This is a genomic window from Dyadobacter sp. BE31, from assembly GCF_031457695.1.
Taxonomy (GTDB): domain Bacteria; phylum Bacteroidota; class Bacteroidia; order Cytophagales; family Spirosomataceae; genus Dyadobacter.
Genome location: NZ_JAVDXA010000003.1, coordinates 740,260 through 761,808, shown reverse-complemented (window position 1 = coordinate 761,808; position 21,549 = coordinate 740,260). Strand labels below are relative to the sequence as shown.

Here is a 21,549-nt window from a genome sequence, read left to right as displayed (position 1 = left end):
AATGTAAAAGAAAAATAGAATGAAAATCAGAAGTTACGAGCTGTTCCAGGTACCTCCCAGATGGTTGTTTTTAAAAATTGAAACCGATGAAGGCATTGTCGGATGGGGCGAGCCGGTGATCGAGGGCAAAGCTGCGACGGTAGCTGCCGCGGTGCACGAGTTGATGGAAGCATTGATCGGCAAGGACCCGCTCGATATCGAAGGCCACTGGAATACGATGTACCGGGGCGGCTTTTACCGGGGCGGCCCCATCCTAATGAGCGCCATTGCCGGTATCGACCAGGCATTATGGGATATCAAAGGCAAGTTCTTCAATGCGCCGGTTTACCAACTGCTTGGAGGTAAATGCCGCGATAAGATCAAGGTATACTCCTGGATAGGCGGCGACAGACCGGATGAAGTGGCCGGAGCAGCGAAAGAATGCTTTGACCGTGGTTTCAAGGCCATTAAAATGAATGCGACCAATGAAGTGCAATACATCGATTCTTTCGAAAAAATAGATCTCGCTGTCAAACGGGTAGCGTCCATCCGCGAGGCGCTCGGCTACGGACTCGAAATCGGCGTAGATTTCCACGGACGCTTGCACAAGCCAATGGCCAAAGTACTTGCCAAGGAATTGGAGCCGTTCCGACCGATGTTCATCGAAGAACCGGTATTGTCGGAAAATAATGAGGCGCTACGCGAAATTGCCGCACATACCTCCATTCCGATCGCAACCGGCGAGCGGATGTTTAGCCGCTGGGATTTCAAAAACCTGCTCATGGACGGGTATGTAGACATTATCCAGCCCGACCTCTCCCACGCAGGCGGCATCACTGAATGCAAAAAGATACTTTCTATGGCGGAGGCCTTCGATGTAGCTGCGGCACCGCATTGCCCGCTGGGCCCTATTGCGCTCGCAGCGTGTTTGCAGGTGGACGCCACCGCCCACAATGCATTCATTCAAGAGCAAAGCCTGGGCATTCACTACAACCAGGGCAGCGACCTGATGGACTACCTCAGCGACAGAACGGTATTCGATTACAAGGACGGCTTCGTCAATATCCCATCCGGCCCCGGCCTGGGCATCGAAATAGACGAAGAGCAGGTCCGGAGAATGGCTGCGATCGGCCATAACTGGAAAAACCCGCTCTGGTCACACGAAGACGGCAGCGCTGCGGAGTGGTAAAAATAGCGCGAAGGTCGACCTTCGTGACAAGATATTCGCAGGCCTCCGGCCGGTCAATACCACCAATTTCGGTAAGGACCGGCCAGAGGCCTGCAAATAATACGTGCAAATCAGGAGATTCGCACAAGCGCTCCCCGAATAGCCCGCTCCACCGGCGAGGCACCATCAACCGACAGGTCCTCCCGCAGCAGCAACGGCGGTTGGGCCATAAACTTCGGCGCGGTGCCGTGATGCGCCTGTGCGGCGTGGACGATGAACGGATGGCACAGGTAAACGGTGCCCGCCTTACCGGTTGCCCATACGACCTCCCTTTGCGGCATGGCATCCAGCTTGCCCGCGAGTTCCATAAATGACAGTCCGGCCCCACCTTCGGGCGCCAGCACGCGTGCTACATCCGCATGCGAGCCTATACGTATGCGCGTAGGCGCGTCGTGCTCGCCTACGTCCGAGTACAGAAAGAGCATCAGCAAGCCACGGCCTTTGGAATGGATATTCACACGCCAGCCCAGAAAGTTACCCGGGTCGGGGCCGGGAAAGCTGGCATCGACATGCCAACCCGCGTCACCGGGGTCTTCGTTGGAGGGGAATCGCACGGGAAATGTGCCCATACTCCGGCAAGGCAACCATTTACCTGCGCCGACCAACTGATCAAAGGCCGCGTGCAGCACCGGCGTATTCGCTGAGGCGATGAATGGCTCCTGCTGGTACATCCCGAGGCGTATCACCGGCTTTGTCCAGGTCGCGGGGTTGTTCCGGTCCACACCGAGGTCATTCCACAAAATGTCCCTTGCCTGCGCGGCTATTTCGGCGGAAAATGCGTGATCAAGGCGAATGTAGCCCTGGGTGATGAATTGATTTATTTGCTGAGTATTCAGTACTCCTTCCATGGAATTTCAATAATTAAGGATTGAAAAATCGGGATAATAGAATCCTGATCCCCGAAAACGGGGACGGTGTGCAACGGCTGCACGGGAAGGAGTGTCAGAGTGTTGGTGCGAATCTCATGGTTACAAATTTAGGCATTTGAAATCTGTTTTCCCTGATAATGTCCCGAATTCAAATCAAAAAGCACCCTATTCAGTTTTGGCCGGATTGCTGTCGGGCGCGGTTGCGTATTTGCGGCAGAACCAGACCATTTCACAACATGAAAAAACTAACACTACTTCTTTTATGGTTTCTGTCAGTTAATTCCCTCGGGCAGCGCGTGGCTGATGATGTTCTTGTCATTAAAGAAATCCGTAATGGTATTGTATGCGAATCTTGTCTTGTGCCATTAGCCGGCGTTATTGGTACCAATCCCGGGCAAATATCGTTTTTGACCCCCAACCACTACAACCAGTTTCTTTACAAGGACTCATTATTAATGAACAGCTTTACAACTGAAAAGCTGTCCAGGTTCTATATCGCAGTCGGACGCTTTTCTCTTGACTTCTATCCGTATTCATTCATACACAAACCGCTTAAAGGCAATTCCGAAGTTTATTGGGATTTCAAGAAATTTCAATTCAGAACTAGAATTAATGGAGTTATCAAACAGGATTGGACCGACATCGGATCGCTCAAAAAAGATCCTGACTTTTATTTTGGCGACGCCACACTGGAAGCGGTCAACGATCACTCTCAAAACATTAAAACGAGACCGGCAGAGCACTACCACGCTGGCACATTCGACCTGCGGCTTAGTGATTCCCTTACAGTGGAAGTCAGGGACAAAAATACGTTAGCGGATGTGTATCATTTCTCGATTACGCGCGTGTATAGCGTACCTGATTATTTCAATTTTGTCGAATTTTCCTCGGACAAGAGCTTCGAAGAGATACTTAATACTGAAATTAATAAAGCACGTACGGAACAGGGCCCCCAGGCCACTCATTTTGAAATAAAAGGAGGACATTCTGCATTTCTTAGATTCGCAGATGATGAACAGTATTACTTCTTTGGCCGTATTCCACGAAATAGCGGGATCGAATATGCATTAGATAAGCCTGAAAACTGGAAACCACTCGGTGGTAGGAAAGATCTGAAATTCACCAACGGCTACACCTACATTTACCTAGACAAACCCAAACCTGGCAAGACGCTAAAAGTATTCCTACGGTATAGGCACCAACCGGAAAGCATCCACGAGGTAACCATTGATGTGACGCCTCTACACCCTGGCTGGATCGATACTGCGTTGCCGGTAATTGGCATAATTGTGCTCGCACTACTGGCAATTTTTATTCAAAAGCAACGCCACAAAAGGCAACTCGCCAGGCTCGATCGCAAGAAAAGCGAGATCGAGAACCAGCTCCAATTGCTCAGCGGCCAGCTGAACCCGCATTTCCTTTTCAATTCGCTGAATGCCGTGCAATCGCTGATCCGGCAGGACGACCGGGAAGCGGCCAACCAATACATTACCGAGGTGGCGACTTTCATGCGCACCATCATGGATAGCGGCCGGAAAGAGCTCGTTTCGCTCGCCGAAGAAATCGCTATCGAGGAAAAGTACATTGTGTTGGAACAAAAACGAAAAGCATTTACGTACACCTTCCGGATCGAGTGCGGGAATGAACTCTCTTCGATCGATTTCCCGCCACTTCTTTTACAGCCTATTATCGAAAACAGCATCCGCCACGGCCTGGCCGAAAGTGTGCGTGACCCTACACTGACCATTACTATCCGCTGCGACGCCACCGACCTGGTTGTGGCCATTGCCGACAACGGCATCGGCTACGACCCGTTGGTCAAAGCGCAGGGGCATGGCCTTTCCTTAACCGGCAAACGAATCGCGCTGATCAATGAAAAGCTGCCGGCGATGCGCATTATCGTTCAAACCCAATCCAGCCCCGGTGCCGGGACTACCACGGAAATCCGACTTTTAAAATGGCTCTCATGAATCCCATCCGCTGCTTTATACTCGACGACGAGATCCAGGCGGTGCATAACCTGCGCCTCGCGCTCGAAACGCATTGCCCGCAGGTAGAACTCGCAGGGTATGCGCACAACGTAAGCGACGCCTACGATTTTCTTACCCAGACACAAACGGATATCCTTTTCCTGGATATCCGTTTGCAAAATGAAACGGGTTTCGACCTTTTGAAGCGGCTCAATCATTTCCAGGGCAGCATCATCTTCACGACGGCGTACGATCTGTACGGCATTCAGGCCATCAAATTTTCGGCTACCGATTACCTGCTCAAACCCCTCGACCACCTGGAACTTACCGGGGCTGTCAGAAAAGCGACCGAAAAAAAGAAAGAGCGCGACCAAAGTGCACAGATTTCAATGCTGATCCAATCGTTTGAAAACCTGCCTTCCCAACGGCAAAAGAAGATCGCATTGGCGGAGGCCAACGAAATTCACTATGTATTGATTGATGATATTATATTTTGCAAATCGGATAACAGCTACACTACTTTTTATTTAACCAGAAACAAAAATATAACCGTCAGCAAACCTATTTCCGAATACGAAAATATCCTGGAACCATATGGCTTTATACGGACCCATCAATCCTATTTGATTAATAAAAACAGGATTGTATCTTTCAGAAAGGAAGAGGGGGGCTATCTGCTCATGGAAGGCAACTATCAAGCCGTGATCAGTAAACAGCGAAAACACCTTTTAAAGGAATTATTTGCCTGAATATTAAACAAACCATCAACGATTAGCCATGAAAAAACATTTTTACTTTCTCTATTTCCTGCTATTCAATGCTGGCTGCTGCATTGCACAAAGGCAGATTACCAACTTCAACAATACCGAAGACAAGCAAGCATTTAATGCGGTATATTGGTCACAGATAGGCAGTAAGATGATCTTCTCGTCTTTTGCTCCCGCAACCGGAAACGAGCTTTGGGTTTCGGAAGGAACAAAAGCCAATACAAAGCTGCTGAAAGACATTACGCCGGGGTATCAGGGCACTTATCCTTCCGATTTCAGCAAATCCGGTGATTTTGTTTATTTCGTTGTTAATGGATATGAAATCTGGAAAACCGATGGCTCTCCTGCTGGAACCCAAAGGCTGTTGCACTCCGACAGCACCCTGAACCTGAACATAGTTTCAGGAAAACTGCTCGTCACATTTCGCAACGTCCAGACCCAGCGGTATGTATTTGCATGGCTCAATGCCGACGGAAAAACCGATTTTCTACAAGATGAAGCCACAACTTTTAAATGCGCGGGCGGAAATCTCTACTATGGCTCCTACGATTCGACTGCCAGAAAATGGACTTTGAAAGTGCAGGACAGTGAACTGCATACCCTGGCGAGTGAGCCGGGTCCAGCGTTGGTTGATATTATTGTTGAGATACAAAAAGGATACGAATACATAGCCGTCGACGCCGGAAATGTAGAAAAGAGGTTGGTGGTAACCGCTGCAAACCGGGCCGAAGCTCCCAAAACCTATGAATGGAACCGTGGCGCCGCGCCGACGATGCTGAGAGATAAGGCCGGATCGCTTTTCTTAATTAACGACGCTATTTACTCCGGCAATGATATTACGTTAAAAATATATAAAGTCATTGAAGGTCAGAATTGGGAAACGATTGCCGACTTTAAACCCAGCATGCTGTATGCCGACACGCCGACGGGATCCACCGAAGGCCCATTTCATACCAATTTTATTATTGAGGGGGATCAGCTTACTTTCACTACGCTTTTTGGATACGAAAGTGTCCACTCGGCATACCTCGGTGTATTTGATTTTAAAAAGAATATCAAGCGCATGTCACCACGCCTTCCGGGGGAGGTTACGGCACGCGAAGTAAAGCTTGCCTCGCAGTCACGCGATGTATTTGAAATCCGTTCCGGCAATAATAAATGCATCTACAATATCGCTGAAAACAAAGCCATTTCCGTTGAGCAACTTCCTTATCAGGTTCAGAAGATAAAAGTAGGAAATACGGAATATGAACTCTCGGATAATGTGTATGTCTCGGGCAGTGCGCTAAGGATACCGCTGATAAACCGCCGGCCTGTTTACAGAGAAAGTGCGCTTGCTTTCAGGACCGTGCTCAACAACAAATTGCTATTCTGGACAAATAACGACGATCAGCACAACGGAAAACTGTGGTTAAGCGACGGCAAAACGACCTCCGAACTGTTCTCGTACGAAGGCGTGGTAGTTTCTTGGAGAATGGCGATGGATTCGATCAGGGTTGGCAACCGGATCGTGTTTGCTTCGATCAGTCAGCAAGGGCTCAGGATATTCAAAACGGATGGTACCAAGGCGGGCACCAGAGAACTATACCATTATCCCACCACCGACTGACCCTACGTGGAAAGGGTCGTTACCAACAACCGGCTGGCCTTGTTTGAACTGAGTGTCTCAGGGAAAATAGTAGGCATTGTGACCGACCTGGAAAAGGTATGGGAAATAGATAATTCTCAATACGCGCAACGGGAGTTTCGTGCCACTTCCAATGACCTTTTCATGATCCATTCGTCAGTTAAAAACGGGATCGGTTATAGTACAGTTTACAAATTCGAAAACGGCGATCTGAAACTAATCGAACTGAACAAGGGTGGTGCCGACGCGATGGAACATCAGATTTATGATAACCGGATCTACTATATGCTCCGCAGCAGCGCCGGTTACCTGCATGATATTTGCTATACCGATATAGGTTCGGACAAGGTAAACCGGCTTTTCTCCGGCCCGATGAGTTACCTGCTCCGGCGTGGCGATTACCTCATTGCCGGCACGATGAGCGGGCCGGACGTAAAAATCTACAAGGCCAGCACAGCCGAGCTGCTTGGCGAGTTCACTGATATATATCCTGTCGACGCCACTACATCCAACGCGGTGGGGCTTTGGGGCAAAAGGGAGGCGGTAATCGTCCACAACGACCGTATTATCAGCCAGAAATTTACTGAGGACATCGAATTTTCAAGTCCGGTACCGCAGGGCATATTGATCAAAGTCAAAAGCAATACGGGTAGCTCCTGGTACATCTATGAACTGAAACGCGGGAAGATCACCGAGCTTGCCAAAGACCAGACGATCGATTTCTCCAACGCCGGAGCAGGTGATCAGCTGTTGTTCTACGATAGCGGAAATAACCGGCACCAAGTGCTCTTCGATTTAGCTAAACAAAAACGGTTCGATTTTCCAACCGGACTCCAGATCGTCAAAACGATGCCTGGCGAGCTTGCCATAGCGTACGACGTGTTCGATAATACGGCTCCCGCGGTTTATGCGCTGGAAGGCAGCGCTCCGGTGAAAATGTACGACCTCATTGACTGGTATGACTCGCCGTCCTTCGGACAGGTAAATTACACGCCGTTCAGCACGAAAGCGAGGGGATTCGAGCTTGTCAGGATCGATCGCGACTCGCTGTATCATTTTCCGGAAATCATCAAAGGCCCCGAAGGAGCAACAATTCACGAGGTATTCCATTTCAAAGGCAGTGTGTATGCGACGGCTTTTACCTATTCGAAAGGCTTGCAGGTTTGGAAAATGGACGAAATGAACCTCATTCCCGACGATGACGACGAACTGCCTGTTACACGTCCCGAAATACCCGACCATGTGAGCAACCTGCCCGACAATATGCATTTGAATGTGTATCCGAACCCGGCCGTCGGCGAACTTAATATTGATCTGAAAGAAGGCGGGCTGATCCGTATCCTGGATCCAAGGGGTTTTGAGAAGCTCAAAGTAACAGTTGGAAAGAGCAAACGGCTGGATATGAGAAACTTCCCTCCCGGCCAGTATATGATTATCTATTCAGGTGCCAACGGGCAGGTTGTGAAGAAAATCGTAAAACTCTAATGCTGCCCCTTCTTCCAGATGAAGCCGTCGATCACATAATGTGTGATTTGCGGCACAGCGAGCAGCGGCACAATCAATGCAAGCGCCGGCTTGCCTAGCGCGACCGGAAATTGATGAAACAGGGAGAAAAGATTACGGTGCTCTTTCCAGACGGTCCAGTCCCAAAGGCCTTCTTCGAAATACGCCAGCAGAAAAATCAGTCCCAGGAAGAGCACAACCCCATATTGCCCGAAGAAAAGCGGCAGCCACCTGCCCGATTCCGGGCGTGCTGCTTCTTTTTGCCCGAATATCCATATCAGCGCCATGTAGGGTATGCCGTGGCTGACGACATTCAGTAGCGTAAATGCGAGGTCGCCATTGAAATACACGATCCCAAAATACCACGATACCAACGTGCCGGTAATCACCCCGATCCGGGGAATATTGAGATTTTTGAAATGCAGCCAGTAATGTGTTTCCTTGAACACATACACCGCCAGCATAGCGCCATACACGGCTGTGGCTACTTTCAGGGCTGGTCGGGAGGCGGCAATGAAGAATTCGTTCTCAACAAACCAGTTGAAATTACGGCCGCCATGCAGGTGCCAGTATAACAGCGGATAAATGGCGGCATAGTAAATCACGAAGCGGTCGACTTGCCGGTACCACGCGGGCGTACGCTCAAAACGGCTGTACAAACGCATGAACCCGTATTGTTGCCGCACGAAATGATACACGGCCAGATAAGCCAGCACCCGCCAGAACCATAGCCCGCTCAGCGAATAAATACCCGACCCCACCAATAACGCCAACACCGGAATACCGATCAACAGCGGTTTGAAGCGGTTGTAAAGCTGCTTGTTCAGGTAGGTGCGGTAGAGCGTGCTGTACACGTGCGCTACATCGATGAGCAAAATCAAAGCAACCCACCAGGCGTCGGGCATGTTAGCATTGTCCTGAAAAATAGCAGGAAAGCAAACCACCACCGCCAGACTCAGGAACGGCGGAGCGAGGATGAAAAAGATGTCGGTTAGCGGCTTACCCAGCCACGGCTGCTGTTTTTGCATGGCCATCAGGTTTTTTGAAGGATCTTCCTGGCGGCTTTCAGGCCCTGGTAGAAGCCCTCTTCGAATATGCTTACGCCGGCCAGGTCGGTATGGGCAAAGTGAATGGCCCCTCCTATGCTCTCCGAAAGGGACTTTCTCGCCTCTCCATGAACCATACCGGGCCGGGGCTGCACCATGGCGTGGCCCCAAAGCATGATGTCGATCCGCTCGGTCTGCTCCCGGATGTCCGGATGCACGCGATGCAGGTCGGCGAGCACCTTTTCCGCCCAAAATGTATGCCCGGCACGGTAGGCTTCCTTGCGCGCGGCCTCGGGCGATGTGTGCGTGAGCGGGAGATAATAGGTAAGGTTTCGCCGCTCCTTCCGCTGCTGTACCTGCTGGTGGGTAGCATCCACATAACCCAGCGAAGCACTTCCGTAAATCACGTTATCCCAGCTGGCCGGTTGTCCGCCACGTTCATGCAGGTCGCCGACGGTCAGATTGGCGACCATCCAGGGCACATAATGAAAATAATCCGTTACGGCCTTTCCGCGTTCGGTGTCTCCCAAGAGCCGTGCAGCCACAAATTGCGGTACTGCCATAATGCAATGCTTTGCTTCCAGCCCTTTGAGCTGGCGTGTAGCGACATCGAGATAGCTGATCCGCACTCTATCGCCGGATGCCTTAACAGAAGTCGCCAGCGCGCCGGTAGCGATTTTACCGTCGAGATTTTTACGTAACGCTTCAATCAGGAACCCGTTGCCTTGCTCCCAGGTAAGCACGTCGTTGTGCGCGGCATTGGCTGCTTTTCCTTTTCGGGAGGCAAAGTAATGAATGCCTGCCCAGGCGCTTACCATATCGTAAGGCGTACCAAAATCGTCGCGCGTACAGTAATCGACGTACCAGCGGATGTATTCACTGGTCAGCTTTTGGCTGTCCATCCACACTTTCATCGTCATGCGATCGAGAGCGCGCAACGATTCGTCACGGCTTGATGTATCGACCGGAATGCTGAATGCATCCAGCCCATCGGAGCCTTTCAGTTTTTTGAAATGATCAATGAGGGCAAAAAACTGTTTAAAATCTGCCAGTTCGGCCGCATTCAGCCCGAAATTCGGGACTAGCCCTTCCTGCCAATGCCCATTGACATACAAACGCTCCTCGGGATCGTGGCAAATGTAAAACTCGTCGTAAACCGGCAAACCGGCCTGGTCATACCCGGTTATCACCCGGGCTTCCTCCAAAAACGACAGGTACTCGGTCAGGTTGTTGTTTGGAACCGGCACATAATGCGCCCCCCAGGGATATTTGGAGAATGCATTGCCGCCCGAGGCCGCATTACCGCCCGGCTGCTGTTCCAGGTCGAGCACGATGATGTCTGTTACACCATGCTGCACCAGATACCTCGCCGCCGACAAGCCGCTCACACCCGCGCCTACGATCACCACTTCCTTCGCTTCGAATGCGGCAGGAGGGTTAAAAGTATGGTCGCGCAGTAAATGCCCTGCTGCGGCCGACGCGCCCACGATCTCGCCGGGAATGGCAGAGGTACCCCTTTTTGTCTCCCCGCAAGCGTACAGAAGCGGAGCCGCGACGGCGATTCCGGTCGTTAGTCTGATGAATTCACCCCTTTTCATTGATCCAGGAATTTACCCCACTCCTTTTCAAAATAATTCACCAAAGCCTGGTTGTTCAGTTTGTTTATTTCCAGCGGCTCATGGGCAAGCATATCGTCGGGAAATTGCAGCATTTGCTCCATCACCGCCTGACTAATGTATTTTTTCTCGATCGCAAACGTGTCGGGAAGCTGGTAAGCACCTGATTGCCGCGCCATTACATACCCCCATTCGCCGAATGACGGCACGTAGTTATGATAAGGGATGGTCTGAAAACCGGATGCTTTGAGCGTTTCGTTGACACACCAGAAACTCTTCGGTGCCACATACGGCGACGTGCTTTGCACCACTGCCACCGCTTGCGGCGTCATGGCGGTTTTCAGCAACCGGTAAAAAGCGGTGGTATACAGCTTCCCCACCGAAAAACCGGAAGGGTCCGGAAAATCGATGATCACGCAATCGAACCGCTTTTTGTTCTCTTTCAGCCAGATAAACGCGTCCGCATTCGTGACGGTTACGCGGGGGTCTTTCAGTGAATGCCGGTTGATTTCGGCCAGGATATCCTGGCCCGTAAACAGCTTTGTCATCCCCGGATCGAGGTCCACAAGCTGTATGTTCCGTACAGATCTGTATTTCAATATCTCCCTGGCAGCCAGTCCGTCGCCCCCGCCCAGGATGAGCACATTACGAGGTTCCGCGGCCGCCGTCATCGCCGGATGCACAAGCGCCTCGTGGTAGCGGTACTCATCGGCTGAACTGAATTGGAGGTTATTGTTCAGGTAAAGCCGGAGGTCGTGCTTGTTTTTGGTGATCACGATCCGCTGGTAAGGTGTGGAGGTAGAATAAAGAACATGATCATTGTAGGCGAGCGTCTCGCTGAAACTCATGATCTGCTCGGAGAAAATGAATGCAGCCACCTCGGCGATCAGGATCAGGATCCCACCGAAACGGATGGCCGTAACGCCCCGCACCTCACCGGCAAAATACCGGCAGAGGTACAACCCCACACCCACATTCAGCAACCCGAAGAACAAACTCGTACGGATCAGCCCGAGGTAGGGCACAAAAATCAGCGGGAAGATGAGCGATGCCAGCAATGCCCCGATGTAATCGTAGGTAAAAACCCTGCTCACCAGCTCGGCAAACTCCACCTTATCCTTCAAAATCCGCAGCAAAAGCGGTATTTCAATCCCTACCAGAATACCGGTAACTCCCACCAGCGCGTACAACACGGGTTGAAAACTGAATGCGAGCGGGAACACGAGAAACAGCAAAATCGCACTGAAACCGCCCACGAGCCCCACCAGCAGCTCTATCCTGATAAACCATTCGAGCAGATGGTCGTTGAAAAACCGGGACAGGTACGACCCTATCCCCATCGAAAAAAGGTACACGCCGATGATGATACTGAACTGCGTGACGCTGTCGCCCAGCAGGTAACTCGCCAGCGTGCCCGCAACCAGCTCGTAAATCAATCCGCACGTAGCGATGATGAACACCGCCACGAGCAGCACCCACTGCGCACTGTTCCTGCCTGCCGCGTTTTTCATTTACCCGTGGATTGCCGACGCTATGATAATGGCGATCGCCAGCATGAAAAAGCCCGCAAAAATGGCCAGCGCCACGTTCTTGTTTTCCATGATCTCGCGTCGCAGGTTGTGCTTCGGAGTAAGTATTTCAATCACCGCAAATGTGACGAACAGGACCAATATCCCAATGCCCGAGTACACGAGCGAACTGATGATGTATTGTTGCATCGATATGTGTTTAGGTTTTAATGACTATTTATGGTGCATGATCCCGCTCCTGTGCGACGATCTCCCGCCGGAACTCCATTCCTCCTGGCTATCAAACGACAAAATCCGGTCGCCGTAGAGGTTGGCGTACGCAAGCCAGGCCAGCAGTGCCGCCACATACACAAAGTACCATTTCATCGGCAGGAGTTCTTTTAAAAGTTCTTTCATGTTCGTAATGTTTCAGGAATTGGCAAACTCGCTGTTACTCCAGCGCACTTTTTCGGTGTAATATCTCATAATCCCCATGCTCGCCGGCCAGATCAGCAGCAACATCACCACGATCCAGATGTTCCGATAGGTACTGGCATCGTATATCAGTTTCCCGGTGAACAGCCCCGCCCGGGTATACATATTCGAATCCCGGCTGGCCGTCATTTGCAGAAAATAGGTCCCGGCTGGTATTTTGGTGAAATGGATCGTCTCACTCTGGGAACCTTCCGTCCAGTGCTCTCCGCCGTCGGTACCCGAGTAGTATTCGATGCCCTCCTCCGCGGTGTACTCGTTGCCGTTCACAGCGTTGACGAGCGTAGCGTTGAGTTCCAGCCAGGTATTGCTCAAAGGCGCATTGAAATCCAGTTCAAGGTTGCTACTCTTTTTTTCGAGATCAAATTTGGGAGAAATAAAGAGCTGGGTGTTCAGTGAATCCGAAAAGACATATTCCGAATTAAAAATCTGCCGATTGGTATGCATGCTCCCCGTCAGTATCTGCACCAGCATCGCGAGCAGCAATGCAATTCCCCCCGATTTCACGATCGTTTCGGTACTTACATTAATGAATGATGGCTGCGCGGGCGCAATGCCCGCTCGCTCGAGAAGCGAGCTGGTGGTTTGCTCGGCAATCACTCCACGCGGCACATATTTCCCTCTGAACCAGGTAACCCGCTTTTTGTGATCTTTCTCGATGCTGAGTATCTCCGGCGGAGCAATGTAGTCCATCGACTCCGTTTTCTCGTGGTTCGAAAATACATTGCCGGGAAACTCGCCCAGTGCATACAGAATGCGGTAATGGTATTTGGAATAACGCCTGAACTCCCGCTTATCAAAAATAATGCGGCGCAGCCTCGCGTCGGTCGGCTTGGGAGCGTGCCGGGTTTCTTTCAGATAAGTCCAATGCCCGTCCGACTCGGTAAGAAACATAAACCCGTGCAGCCTGCTGTAAAGCGTGTATTCATGCCAGTAATCGGTCCGTGAATCGATGTCATATTTATGAGCGAGGCCCACCACCTGGTAGTCTCCGCCTTCAATGGTAATGCCGTCGCCGATATCGAAACAAAATTCCTGATTATAGGTATGCTGGGCTCCGTGCGTAGCATACTTTCCGCCGGCGTACGAATGCCGCGTTTCGCATTTGCCGCAAACCCAGCTCTGCCCGTACGGATAGGTGAGTACACGATTTTCAGCATTGCAAGTGCGACAGGTAAATACCTTCCCTTCCGGCTCGGTCTCCCGGGTATTGGTCAGGAAAAGTAATTCCGGTTCTACATCATGACAAGCGAAAGCCACCGCTACGTCTCCACTATATGCCACCAGCTCCACGCGTTCAGTGTCGGAAGCGGCTTCAATGCTGTTATGCCGATCGGGCAAACCAGGCACAAATACGGTTCCCTCCACCTCAATCCGGCTACTATCGTTCCGGGCAGTTATCCAAAACTCGCGGTCGTCGGGCAGGGTCAGCATTTGCGCGTCCGACCTGAATTTCCGGGCGATCGTCGCGTCGTTGAACGGCAATGCCTCACAGACCGTGTACAAGCCGTAGCCTTCCGCCAAATGGCGTGTCATACCGTCGTTACAATCGAGGGTCCAGTAATTGTAAGCCTGATCTTCGAAAAGCACCCGCAGCCTGCCGGTAATCGTAAACGCAACATCCTTCCAGTTCCCGGTGGTACCGGGCTGAATCAAGTCAGTCGAGCCCTGAACAAGCTCCATGTTTACTCCCGCCAACACCTCGCCCGTGCGGTGCCACACGTTCCCGCAAGCGCACGCCGCCAGGTTGTTACCACCCTGAAAATACACCGGTTTGCCGCAGGACGGGCAAATTGCAAGTTTGCTGGTTCCCATGGCTATCGGACGATTTGATTTTCAGAAATAACTTTCGCTTCAAAATAGGCGGCGATCCGGTCGAAAATAGCCCGCACCGTGCCGTTATTGACCCGTTGGAAATTGCTGAGGTAAATATCCAGGTTAACTTTGCCGAACTCCGGCCAGGTATGCACCGACAGGTGGCTTTCGCTGAGACAAATAATGCCCGTGAAACCGCCCGGTTCGAAATCGTGGTAGACTTCGCCCAGCTTTTGCAGGTCGAATGCGCCGGTGAGATCGTCGGCCAGGCTCTTAAAACCGGCATAACCGGCCAGCAGCGCCGTATTATCGGAATGGAGGGTAGCAATAAGGTGCAGTCCGGGGGTATAAGTTTCCAATAGCGTCAGGTCTTTGATAACAAGCAATTTTATAAAAAACCCGGCAATGCGCAAGGCGTAATTTATTTAAATGGTTACTTGCGTGAAACCATTGGATACATAGTGTGACAGGATTATCCGACGGTCTTACCAGGCATTCGAAGCAACCCTACAAATGCTTGGCGAAGAGGACTTGATCTTGACCCGAAGCCCAAGCGCCTATCAGGCCGGACGTATATCTTTACAGTTTCTAAAACATATGCATGCATTCCTAAAATTTGTTATCGCCACGCTTACAATTTTTCTCGGTATTCCAGTCACGGGTCAATCCCTGTATTCCAGGGCTTTCGGAAAAGCCAGTGACGAGCCGATCATATTTTTGCACGGCGGCCCGGGAAGCAGTGCCGTCTACTTTGAAGCGACGACTGCCCAAAAACTCGCGGATGCCGGGTTTTATGTAATTATTTACGACCGACGAGGCGAAGGCAGGTCCAAAGACAGCACGGCCCGCATGAATTATGAAGAGTTTTTCGAAGATTTGAACACCATTTATCAAAAGTACCACCTCAGTCGCGCACATTTAATCGGTTTCAGTTTCGGCGGACTTGTCACTACGCTTTATGCGGAAAAACATCCTGAAAAAGTCAAGTCCATTATTCTCGCAAGCGCATTAGTTTCCCAGCAGGCGTCCTACAACACCATGCTCCAATCCGTTGAACGCATTTACAGGGATCAAAACGACACAACAAACATTGCGCAGATCAATACCATCAGGAAAATGGACAGCAATTCGCTTCCCTACCGAACCGCTGTTTTCGCGCACGCCTCCAAAAATGGCTTTTTCAGCCTGAGCAAACCCGATTTGGAAGCCAGGCAAATCTATTCGACCTATCCGACCGACACATTGATCGCCCGCTACGTGAAAAACGACCGGGCGGTAGAAACGCTCTGGAAAAATGATACGCATAGGAACATCGATGTCACGCCGGTCTTGAAAACACTCAGAAACGGGAAGATCCCGGTATACGCCATTTACGGAAAACAGGACGGACTTTATTCAAATAAGCAGATCGACGATCTGGCTCACATAATAGGTAAGTCAAGATTGGTTTACCTAGACAACTGCTCGCACACCTGCTTTATTGATCAACAAGCAAGGTTTATCGGAGCATTGAAGTCCTGGCTTCAATAAATTTCGACTTTCGCACCACAGACCCGCATATACTCTCACATTTGATATGCTTTATTACGTAGCCAAACCCTAATTCGGTATCACAAGCTCCGCGTGTTTCTTAGGATTAAACTGCTCATAACGGTATTCTACGATAACAACCTTGTCGTTGCGGGGAGAATAGGTTTCACCTTCAAAAAAGGCCTTTCTGCGCCTTCTGATATAATCCATTTCAGGTTCCCGGATGTTCGCGGTATCACCTTCCTGCTTGTTGCGCATGTCGGTTGTGTAGCGGTGCCGTTCCTGTACGAGGCGGTTTTGCGCATCGTAGGTGTACCAAACGGTATCCGGGCCGGGTACTGAATAATACCTTCCCAAATACATATGCTCGAACCAAACCATTTTTAGTTTTCCGCCATCGTAGGCATATCTGCGTATGAAATAATCGCTCGTATCGATCCCCGGCTCGCGTCTGATAAACAATTTATAATGGCTTTTGATACGCCGCTTATCGTCCCGTTCCCAGCGGTTCACATCTGTGGCCTTAAAGGGGTCTCCGTAGTCCGGTCCTTCCCACTTCTTAACCGTGTCTCCTGCGGCAGTATACGCCCAAAACACCTTGTACCCTTTGCCGGCATCAGTTCCGGGAATTCTGGCGGGACGATGTTTTTCTGCGATGAGTCTTGCATTGCGATCATATTCATACCAGGCCGTATCAACATTTGCTGTATTCAGCTCGTCGCTATCGCCATGCGAATACTCGATCGTTTTCGCCAAAACACTGTCCTTGTAAAAGAACAATTTCTTCCGGTTTGACAACCCAAAGTTGAAGGACTCGACCATGCGGTTCTGCCGATCAAAATAAACTGTTTCAATATGCTCACCATCTCGCCATTTAGTACGAAACCAAGCTATTTCCGCTGCTGGTGTTTGCAGCCGCGGAATCGCCTTGTCGAGACTATAATCGGCATCCCGGCAACCGGTCGAAACGGTCCAGATACTCAAACACAATATGAACCCCTCTAAAAACCCCTGACCTTATTTTCACTATTTAAAGTTTTACAAGTCGTTTACATTCTTTTACCAAAAAGCCGGTGGCGTGCTGATCCCGTGTTTTAGTTTGGATGCCACAAACCAATTCTGACATGCACAAAAACTACTTATGCTCACACATCGTAAAATTCTCCGCAATAGCGCTCCTGCTCCTCTCGTGTTCCACCGGGAAAATGAAACAATCTCCGTCCGGCCTTCAATATACCATTTTAAAGAAAGGCAATGGTCCTAAGGCGAAAACCGGGCAAGAAATCCTGCTTTTTGAAACGACGAGCTACCGGACGGGGCAGGTATTGTATTCCAATGAAAATACCACTACACCTGTGAAGGTTCTCATTGGCGGCGACCAGGCGACAAAGGCTGTCGATGAGGCGCTTCTGGGCATGCAGGAAGGAGAAATTAAGCAGATTGTCGCGCCGCCCTATCTGGTGAAACGAAAGGAATATCCCTCCAATGTCCACCCCGACTCAGCGCTGGTTATTAAAATGATCCTGCACAAAATCTTGTAGTAACCGCTCAAAGCAAAAGGAGGCAACTACCTGCGTATTTGCCTCCTTGCTGAACTTTCGATAAACCGAATGCTATTTCGTCGTCACTTCCGTCAGTTTCACTTTCACGGAGGTGTAATATAAGGTAGTGGTTGCCTCGAAGCCGGAATCGGTTCCGAAAATGAGCCACAGGTTGCCGCCGGCGTCGGTTTTACCTTTGAATTCACCGGTTTTCGTGAGCAGCTTGTAGCCTACCTTATCGGTTCCGTTTCCGACGTCACCGATGATTTTCATGTCCTTACCGTCGTTTTTCTGTTGGATTTTATCGATGTTCATCCGGTAATGATCCAGCTTGTCGACAGTCGTTTTCGGTTCGACTGGCACTGCGCCGATGCCTACGCTCACGGCATTAGGGGCGCCGCCCACACCTGCCCAGCCCTCCGAGGGCGCATCAGACGCAAATTCCAGCGTGAAAGCCGCATTGTATTCCTGGTTCGGTTTAAGTCCCGTAACTTTCTTTTTGAAATACATAAACAGGTCGTCGCTATGGTTGTTGCCCGAAATGCGGAAACCCTTTTTCTGGGTGTCGAGCGGCGCAGGCAGGTTGGCGATTCCCTCTTCGAGTTTCCAGTCTGTCTCCATCTTCACAGGATAATCGGCAAAACCGGCTGTCCATCCTTCCTTGTCGCCATTGAACTGGTCGTTAATCTCCATTTCAGAAGGCAGTCCCGGAGCGCTGTCGTCGTCGTTACAAGCGAGGAACAGGAATGGCAGGCCGAGCATTAAAACTAACTTTTTCATGAGCTGTTATTTGGTTTTTAAATCAGCTAAGTGATGCAAAACCGCGTCGGTTTGGTTGGAACAATCTCACAAAAGTTATTCCCGCCCGGCCATGTCTTCCTGAAAATGAACGATCTAATTCATGTTAAATTTTTGAGTAACCCTATCCGGACACCTGGTTACGAAGCCGCGTACCGGGATGTCGTGCCCTGTTTTTTGCGGTTGAAAAAAGTGTAAATAATCGGGAAAACGAGCAGCGTGAGAATGGTCGCTGTGATGAGCCCGCCGATTACCACAATGGCCAGGGGCTTCTGCGTTTCGGAGCCGATACCGGTCGACATCGCCGCCGGCAGCAAGCCTATCGCCGCCATCAGGGCCGTCATCACCACCGGCCTGATCCTCGATTTCACGCCCTGCCGCACCGCTTCTTCCAGCGGCATCCGCGCCGCCAGGTTTTTATTGAATACCGAAATCAATATCACCCCATTTTGCACACATAATCCAAACAATGCGATGAACCCTACCCCGGCCGAAATACCGAAGTTCATATGCGTAACGTGCAGCGCGAGGATCCCGCCTACCAATGCGAAAGGCACGTTGGCGAGCACCAGCCCGGCGTCTTTGGCATTGCTGAACATGATAAACAGCAAAATAAAAATCCCTATCAGGCTCACGGGTACTACCTGCGCAAGGCGGTCGGTGGCGCGTACCTGGTTTTCAAACTCTCCCACCCATTCCACGGAATATCCTTTCGGCAAATCGGTGAGTTTCTCCTTCACGCGCTGCTGGGCCTCCGCGATGGTACCGCCCAGGTCTCTGCCGCGGACAGAAAATTTAACACCGATAAATCGCTTGTTGTTATCCCTGTAAACGAAGGCTGGGCCAGTGATTTTGCGAATCGTTGCGATTTCCTTCAATGGGATTTTGCTGCCCGTGAGCGTCGGTACCATCAGCTGCTGAATACTCTGCTCATCGGCCCGGTATTCCTCTTTGTAGCGCAGCCTGATATCGAATTTGCGCTCGCCTTCGTACAAAATAGAGGCCGTCTTCCCGCCGATCGCCATTTCGATCACGGCCTGGGCATCGGCAGTGCTCACGCCATATTGCGCCATTTTGTGGTCGTGCAGAATCACGCTGATCTCCGGCTGCCCGATATTACGGATCAGCCCAAGGTCTTTGATACCATCCACATTCCGCACGGCGTCCATGGCGATGTTTGCGTATTTTTCCAGCTCCTGCAAATCGGAACCGAATATCTTGATACCGTTGCTGGCCTTGTAGCCTGCCACTGCTTCTGCCACATTGTCTACGATGGGCTGCGAGTAGTTGTATAAAACGCCGGGATAGTTACTCAGCAGTTTGTTCATTTCATCGGTGAGCTGCTCGACGTTGATTTTGCGCTTCCATTCTTTCTGCGGCACCAGATCTACCTGAAACTGGCAGAAATAGAAGCCATTAGGATCGGTACCGTCGTTGGAGCGGCCCACCTGGGATAGTACCTGCTTTACTTCCGGGAAAGTTTTCAGGTCATGGCGGATTTTTTGCGACATTTTCACGCTCTCGGGCAGCGACATGCTCATAGGAAGCTCGGCCGTCACCCATAGTGCGCCCTCATTCAACTGAGGCAAAAACTCGGTACCCAGCATGGTGGCGGAGAAAAGCGATACACCCAGGAATGCCGTAGCGGCGATCATACTGATCTTTTTATGCCCGTAACACCATTCAAAACCCCTCGAGACGGTCTTATCAAAGAAATTGACCACCGGGTTGTTCTTTTCCCGCACGTTCTTGTTCAGCAAAAACGAACAGAGCACCGGCACCAGCGTGAGCGTATAAAACAATGCGCCCAGCAAGGCAAAACCCAGCGTGTAAGCCAGCGGGCTGAACATTTTACCCTCCACTTTCTGAAAACTGAAAATGGGGATCAATGCGGTGATAATGATGAGTTTAGAGAAGAAAATGGCCTTACCCAGTTCACCGCCCGTCTTTTTGATCAAACCCAACTTGGAAAGCCGGTTGAACCGCTCCATACCCCGCTTGTGCGCCATGTGATCGAGCGCAACGAACACGCCCTCGACCATTACCACGGCACCGTCGATGATGATACCGAAGTCTATCGCCCCCATCGATAGCAGGTTGGCCGACATGCCTTTCAAATACAAACACATGAATGCAAAAAGCAATGCGAGCGGGATGATGATCGACACGATGATGGTCGTACGCCAGTCGGCCATGAACAGGAACACGATAACCGTCACAAACACAATGCCTTCCACGAGATTATGCTTTACCGTATCGGCGCAGAATTCGATCAGGTTGTCACGATCGTAAAAGGTAACCATCTTCACATCCGGCGGTAGTATCTTGGTGTTCAGCTCCGTGATTTTCTCCTTGATACGCGCCAGCACCTCGCTCGGGTTCTCGCCTTTCCGCTGCACCACGATACCTTCCACGACGTCGTCCTTACCGTCCAGTCCAACCTGCCCTACCCGCGGCAAATCCGACTCCTTCACGTCCGCCACATGCTTCACCAGCACGGGGTAATCCTTCACATATTCCACAATAATGTTCTCAATATCCTGCGTCGATTCCAGCAGTCCGATCCCGCGCACAACGTACGCCTGGCCGTTTTTCTCGATCACATCACCGCCCACATTGATATTGCTTTTCGTAACGGCCTCGTACACATCCGCCGGCGTGATATTGTATTTTGCCAACGCGGTGGGGTTCACCTGCACCTCGTAAATTTTCTCTCTCCCGCCAAATGCCACCACATCGGCCACACCGGGCACGCTGCGCAGCTGACGGTCGATCACCCAGTTCTGTAATGTAAGCAACTCGCGGCTGTCACGGTCCTTGCTTTCGAGGGTGTAGCGGAATATCTCCCCCGTGGGCCCGTAAGGCGGCTGTACTTCGGGATCTACGCCGTCGGGCAGCGACACCGTCCGGAGCTGGTTATTCACCTGTTGCCTGGCAAAGAAATCCTCAACCCCGTCGTCGAATATGATTTTGATCACCGACAGCCCGAACATCGTCACGCTCCGCACATTGGCTTTCTTCTGCACGGAGTTCATCGCGATCTCGATCGGCTGCGTCACGAACCGTTCAATCTCCTCGGCGCTGCGGCCGTTCCATTGCGAGACGATAATGATCTGCGTATTGGTAATGTCCGGGAAAGCTTCGAGCGGGGTCGCGCGATAGCTCGCAACGCCCGCCACAACGAGCAGTCCCGTCAGGAAAAATATGAAAAAGCGGTTCCTGAGCGAAAAGCCCACGATCCCCCTGATGAATTTGTTCAT

At 51.0% G+C, this 21,549-nt stretch carries 18 protein-coding genes; 7 read left to right on the top strand and 11 right to left on the bottom strand.

Annotated features, from left to right (window positions below):
• The first annotated feature begins 19 nt into the window (after positions 1 to 19).
• Positions 20 to 1,168, top strand: a complete 1,149-nt coding sequence (dgoD, locus tag J2Y43_RS18975; protein ID WP_309985626.1) for a galactonate dehydratase — start codon at positions 20 to 22, stop codon at positions 1,166 to 1,168.
• Between the two features lie 110 nt (positions 1,169 to 1,278).
• On the opposite strand, the gene J2Y43_RS18970 is transcribed toward dgoD, so the two are convergent.
• Entirely contained in the window at positions 1,279 to 2,055 is a 777-nt protein-coding gene (locus tag J2Y43_RS18970; RefSeq protein ID WP_309985623.1) for a phytanoyl-CoA dioxygenase family protein, read from the bottom strand.
• A gap of 257 nt (positions 2,056 to 2,312) precedes the next feature.
• On the opposite strand from J2Y43_RS18970, the gene J2Y43_RS18965 reads away from it, so the two are divergent.
• The 4 genes from J2Y43_RS18965 to J2Y43_RS18950 are packed head-to-tail and all read left to right on the top strand — an operon-like array spanning position 2,313 to position 7,925.
• Complete coding sequence (locus tag J2Y43_RS18965; protein WP_309985620.1) at positions 2,313 to 4,046, top strand: histidine kinase; 1,734 nt, start codon at positions 2,313 to 2,315, stop codon at positions 4,044 to 4,046.
• Positions 4,043 to 4,795, top strand: coding sequence for a LytTR family DNA-binding domain-containing protein (locus tag J2Y43_RS18960; RefSeq protein ID WP_309985616.1), 753 nt, complete (start codon positions 4,043 to 4,045; stop codon positions 4,793 to 4,795). Before J2Y43_RS18965 ends, J2Y43_RS18960 begins: the two co-directional genes overlap by 4 nt.
• Positions 4,796 to 4,823: 28 nt before the next feature.
• Positions 4,824 to 6,422: a hypothetical protein gene (locus tag J2Y43_RS18955; protein WP_309985613.1), complete on the top strand. Its 1,599-nt coding sequence runs from the start codon at positions 4,824 to 4,826 to the stop codon at positions 6,420 to 6,422.
• Between the two features lie 6 nt (positions 6,423 to 6,428).
• On the top strand, positions 6,429 to 7,925 hold the full coding sequence (locus J2Y43_RS18950) for a T9SS type A sorting domain-containing protein (protein ID WP_309985608.1): 1,497 nt from the start codon (positions 6,429 to 6,431) through the stop codon (positions 7,923 to 7,925).
• On the opposite strand, the gene J2Y43_RS18945 is transcribed toward J2Y43_RS18950, so the two are convergent.
• From J2Y43_RS18945 to J2Y43_RS18915, 7 genes are read right to left on the bottom strand one after another with little or no spacing between them, the layout of a single operon-like run.
• Positions 7,922 to 8,971, bottom strand: coding sequence for a hypothetical protein (locus tag J2Y43_RS18945; RefSeq protein WP_309985604.1), 1,050 nt, complete (start codon positions 8,969 to 8,971; stop codon positions 7,922 to 7,924). The genes J2Y43_RS18950 and J2Y43_RS18945 overlap by 4 nt on opposite strands.
• Positions 8,972 to 8,976: 5 nt before the next feature.
• Complete coding sequence (locus tag J2Y43_RS18940) at positions 8,977 to 10,587, bottom strand: FAD-dependent oxidoreductase (protein WP_309985598.1); 1,611 nt, start codon at positions 10,585 to 10,587, stop codon at positions 8,977 to 8,979.
• The gene (locus J2Y43_RS18935; RefSeq protein ID WP_309985594.1) at positions 10,584 to 12,116 is read right to left on the bottom strand and encodes a polyamine aminopropyltransferase; all 1,533 of its coding nucleotides are present in this window, start codon (positions 12,114 to 12,116) and stop codon (positions 10,584 to 10,586) included. Before J2Y43_RS18935 ends, J2Y43_RS18940 begins: the two co-directional genes overlap by 4 nt.
• Positions 12,117 to 12,323, bottom strand: coding sequence for a DUF350 domain-containing protein (locus tag J2Y43_RS18930; protein WP_309985591.1), 207 nt, complete (start codon positions 12,321 to 12,323; stop codon positions 12,117 to 12,119).
• Positions 12,324 to 12,347: 24 nt separating this feature from the next.
• Positions 12,348 to 12,530 (bottom strand): hypothetical protein, encoded by a 183-nt coding sequence (locus J2Y43_RS18925; protein ID WP_309985588.1) that lies wholly within the window; start codon positions 12,528 to 12,530, stop codon positions 12,348 to 12,350.
• A 12-nt stretch (positions 12,531 to 12,542) separates the two neighbouring features.
• On the bottom strand, positions 12,543 to 14,420 hold the full coding sequence (locus J2Y43_RS18920) for a DUF4178 domain-containing protein (RefSeq protein ID WP_309985585.1): 1,878 nt from the start codon (positions 14,418 to 14,420) through the stop codon (positions 12,543 to 12,545).
• 2 nt (positions 14,421 to 14,422) lie between these two features.
• Positions 14,423 to 14,806: an S-adenosylmethionine decarboxylase gene (locus tag J2Y43_RS18915; RefSeq protein WP_309985582.1), complete on the bottom strand. Its 384-nt coding sequence runs from the start codon at positions 14,804 to 14,806 to the stop codon at positions 14,423 to 14,425.
• A gap of 211 nt (positions 14,807 to 15,017) precedes the next feature.
• On the opposite strand from J2Y43_RS18915, the gene J2Y43_RS18910 reads away from it, so the two are divergent.
• Positions 15,018 to 15,950 (top strand): alpha/beta hydrolase, encoded by a 933-nt coding sequence (locus J2Y43_RS18910; protein ID WP_309985579.1) that lies wholly within the window; start codon positions 15,018 to 15,020, stop codon positions 15,948 to 15,950.
• 69 nt (positions 15,951 to 16,019) lie between these two features.
• On the opposite strand, the gene J2Y43_RS18905 is transcribed toward J2Y43_RS18910, so the two are convergent.
• On the bottom strand, positions 16,020 to 16,934 hold the full coding sequence (locus tag J2Y43_RS18905) for a hypothetical protein (RefSeq protein WP_309985576.1): 915 nt from the start codon (positions 16,932 to 16,934) through the stop codon (positions 16,020 to 16,022).
• 140 nt (positions 16,935 to 17,074) lie between these two features.
• Between J2Y43_RS18905 and J2Y43_RS18900 the strand changes: the two genes are divergently transcribed.
• A complete protein-coding gene (locus J2Y43_RS18900; RefSeq protein ID WP_309985572.1) occupies positions 17,075 to 17,491 on the top strand; it encodes an FKBP-type peptidyl-prolyl cis-trans isomerase in 417 nt (138 codons plus the stop codon).
• 72 nt (positions 17,492 to 17,563) lie between these two features.
• Here J2Y43_RS18900 and J2Y43_RS18895 read toward each other — a convergent pair whose 3' ends face one another.
• Both J2Y43_RS18895 and J2Y43_RS18890 read right to left on the bottom strand, forming a co-directional pair.
• On the bottom strand, positions 17,564 to 18,271 hold the full coding sequence (locus tag J2Y43_RS18895) for a hypothetical protein (protein WP_309985569.1): 708 nt from the start codon (positions 18,269 to 18,271) through the stop codon (positions 17,564 to 17,566).
• 158 nt (positions 18,272 to 18,429) lie between these two features.
• The gene (locus tag J2Y43_RS18890; protein ID WP_309985566.1) at positions 18,430 to 21,549 is read right to left on the bottom strand and encodes a CusA/CzcA family heavy metal efflux RND transporter; all 3,120 of its coding nucleotides are present in this window, start codon (positions 21,547 to 21,549) and stop codon (positions 18,430 to 18,432) included.

Coding starts and splice junctions, on each gene's coding strand:
- J2Y43_RS18925 (WP_309985588.1), bottom strand. CDS start 12,530: ATGAAAGAACTTTTAAAAGAACTCCTGCCGATGAAATGGTACTTTGTG.
- J2Y43_RS18960 (WP_309985616.1), top strand. CDS start 4,043: ATGAATCCCATCCGCTGCTTTATACTCGACGACGAGATCCAGGCGGTG.
- J2Y43_RS18970 (WP_309985623.1), bottom strand. CDS start 2,055: ATGGAAGGAGTACTGAATACTCAGCAAATAAATCAATTCATCACCCAG.
- J2Y43_RS18965 (WP_309985620.1), top strand. CDS start 2,313: ATGAAAAAACTAACACTACTTCTTTTATGGTTTCTGTCAGTTAATTCC.
- J2Y43_RS18945 (WP_309985604.1), bottom strand. CDS start 8,971: ATGCAAAAACAGCAGCCGTGGCTGGGTAAGCCGCTAACCGACATCTTT.
- J2Y43_RS18920 (WP_309985585.1), bottom strand. CDS start 14,420: ATGGGAACCAGCAAACTTGCAATTTGCCCGTCCTGCGGCAAACCGGTG.
- dgoD (WP_309985626.1), top strand. CDS start 20: ATGAAAATCAGAAGTTACGAGCTGTTCCAGGTACCTCCCAGATGGTTG.
- J2Y43_RS18895 (WP_309985569.1), bottom strand. CDS start 18,271: ATGAAAAAGTTAGTTTTAATGCTCGGCCTGCCATTCCTGTTCCTCGCT.
- J2Y43_RS18940 (WP_309985598.1), bottom strand. CDS start 10,587: ATGAAAAGGGGTGAATTCATCAGACTAACGACCGGAATCGCCGTCGCG.
- J2Y43_RS18910 (WP_309985579.1), top strand. CDS start 15,018: ATGCATGCATTCCTAAAATTTGTTATCGCCACGCTTACAATTTTTCTC.
- J2Y43_RS18890 (WP_309985566.1), bottom strand. CDS start 21,549: ATGAACAAATTCATCAGGGGGATCGTGGGCTTTTCGCTCAGGAACCGC.
- J2Y43_RS18930 (WP_309985591.1), bottom strand. CDS start 12,323: ATGCAACAATACATCATCAGTTCGCTCGTGTACTCGGGCATTGGGATA.
- J2Y43_RS18955 (WP_309985613.1), top strand. CDS start 4,824: ATGAAAAAACATTTTTACTTTCTCTATTTCCTGCTATTCAATGCTGGC.
- J2Y43_RS18935 (WP_309985594.1), bottom strand. CDS start 12,116: ATGAAAAACGCGGCAGGCAGGAACAGTGCGCAGTGGGTGCTGCTCGTG.
- J2Y43_RS18900 (WP_309985572.1), top strand. CDS start 17,075: ATGCACAAAAACTACTTATGCTCACACATCGTAAAATTCTCCGCAATA.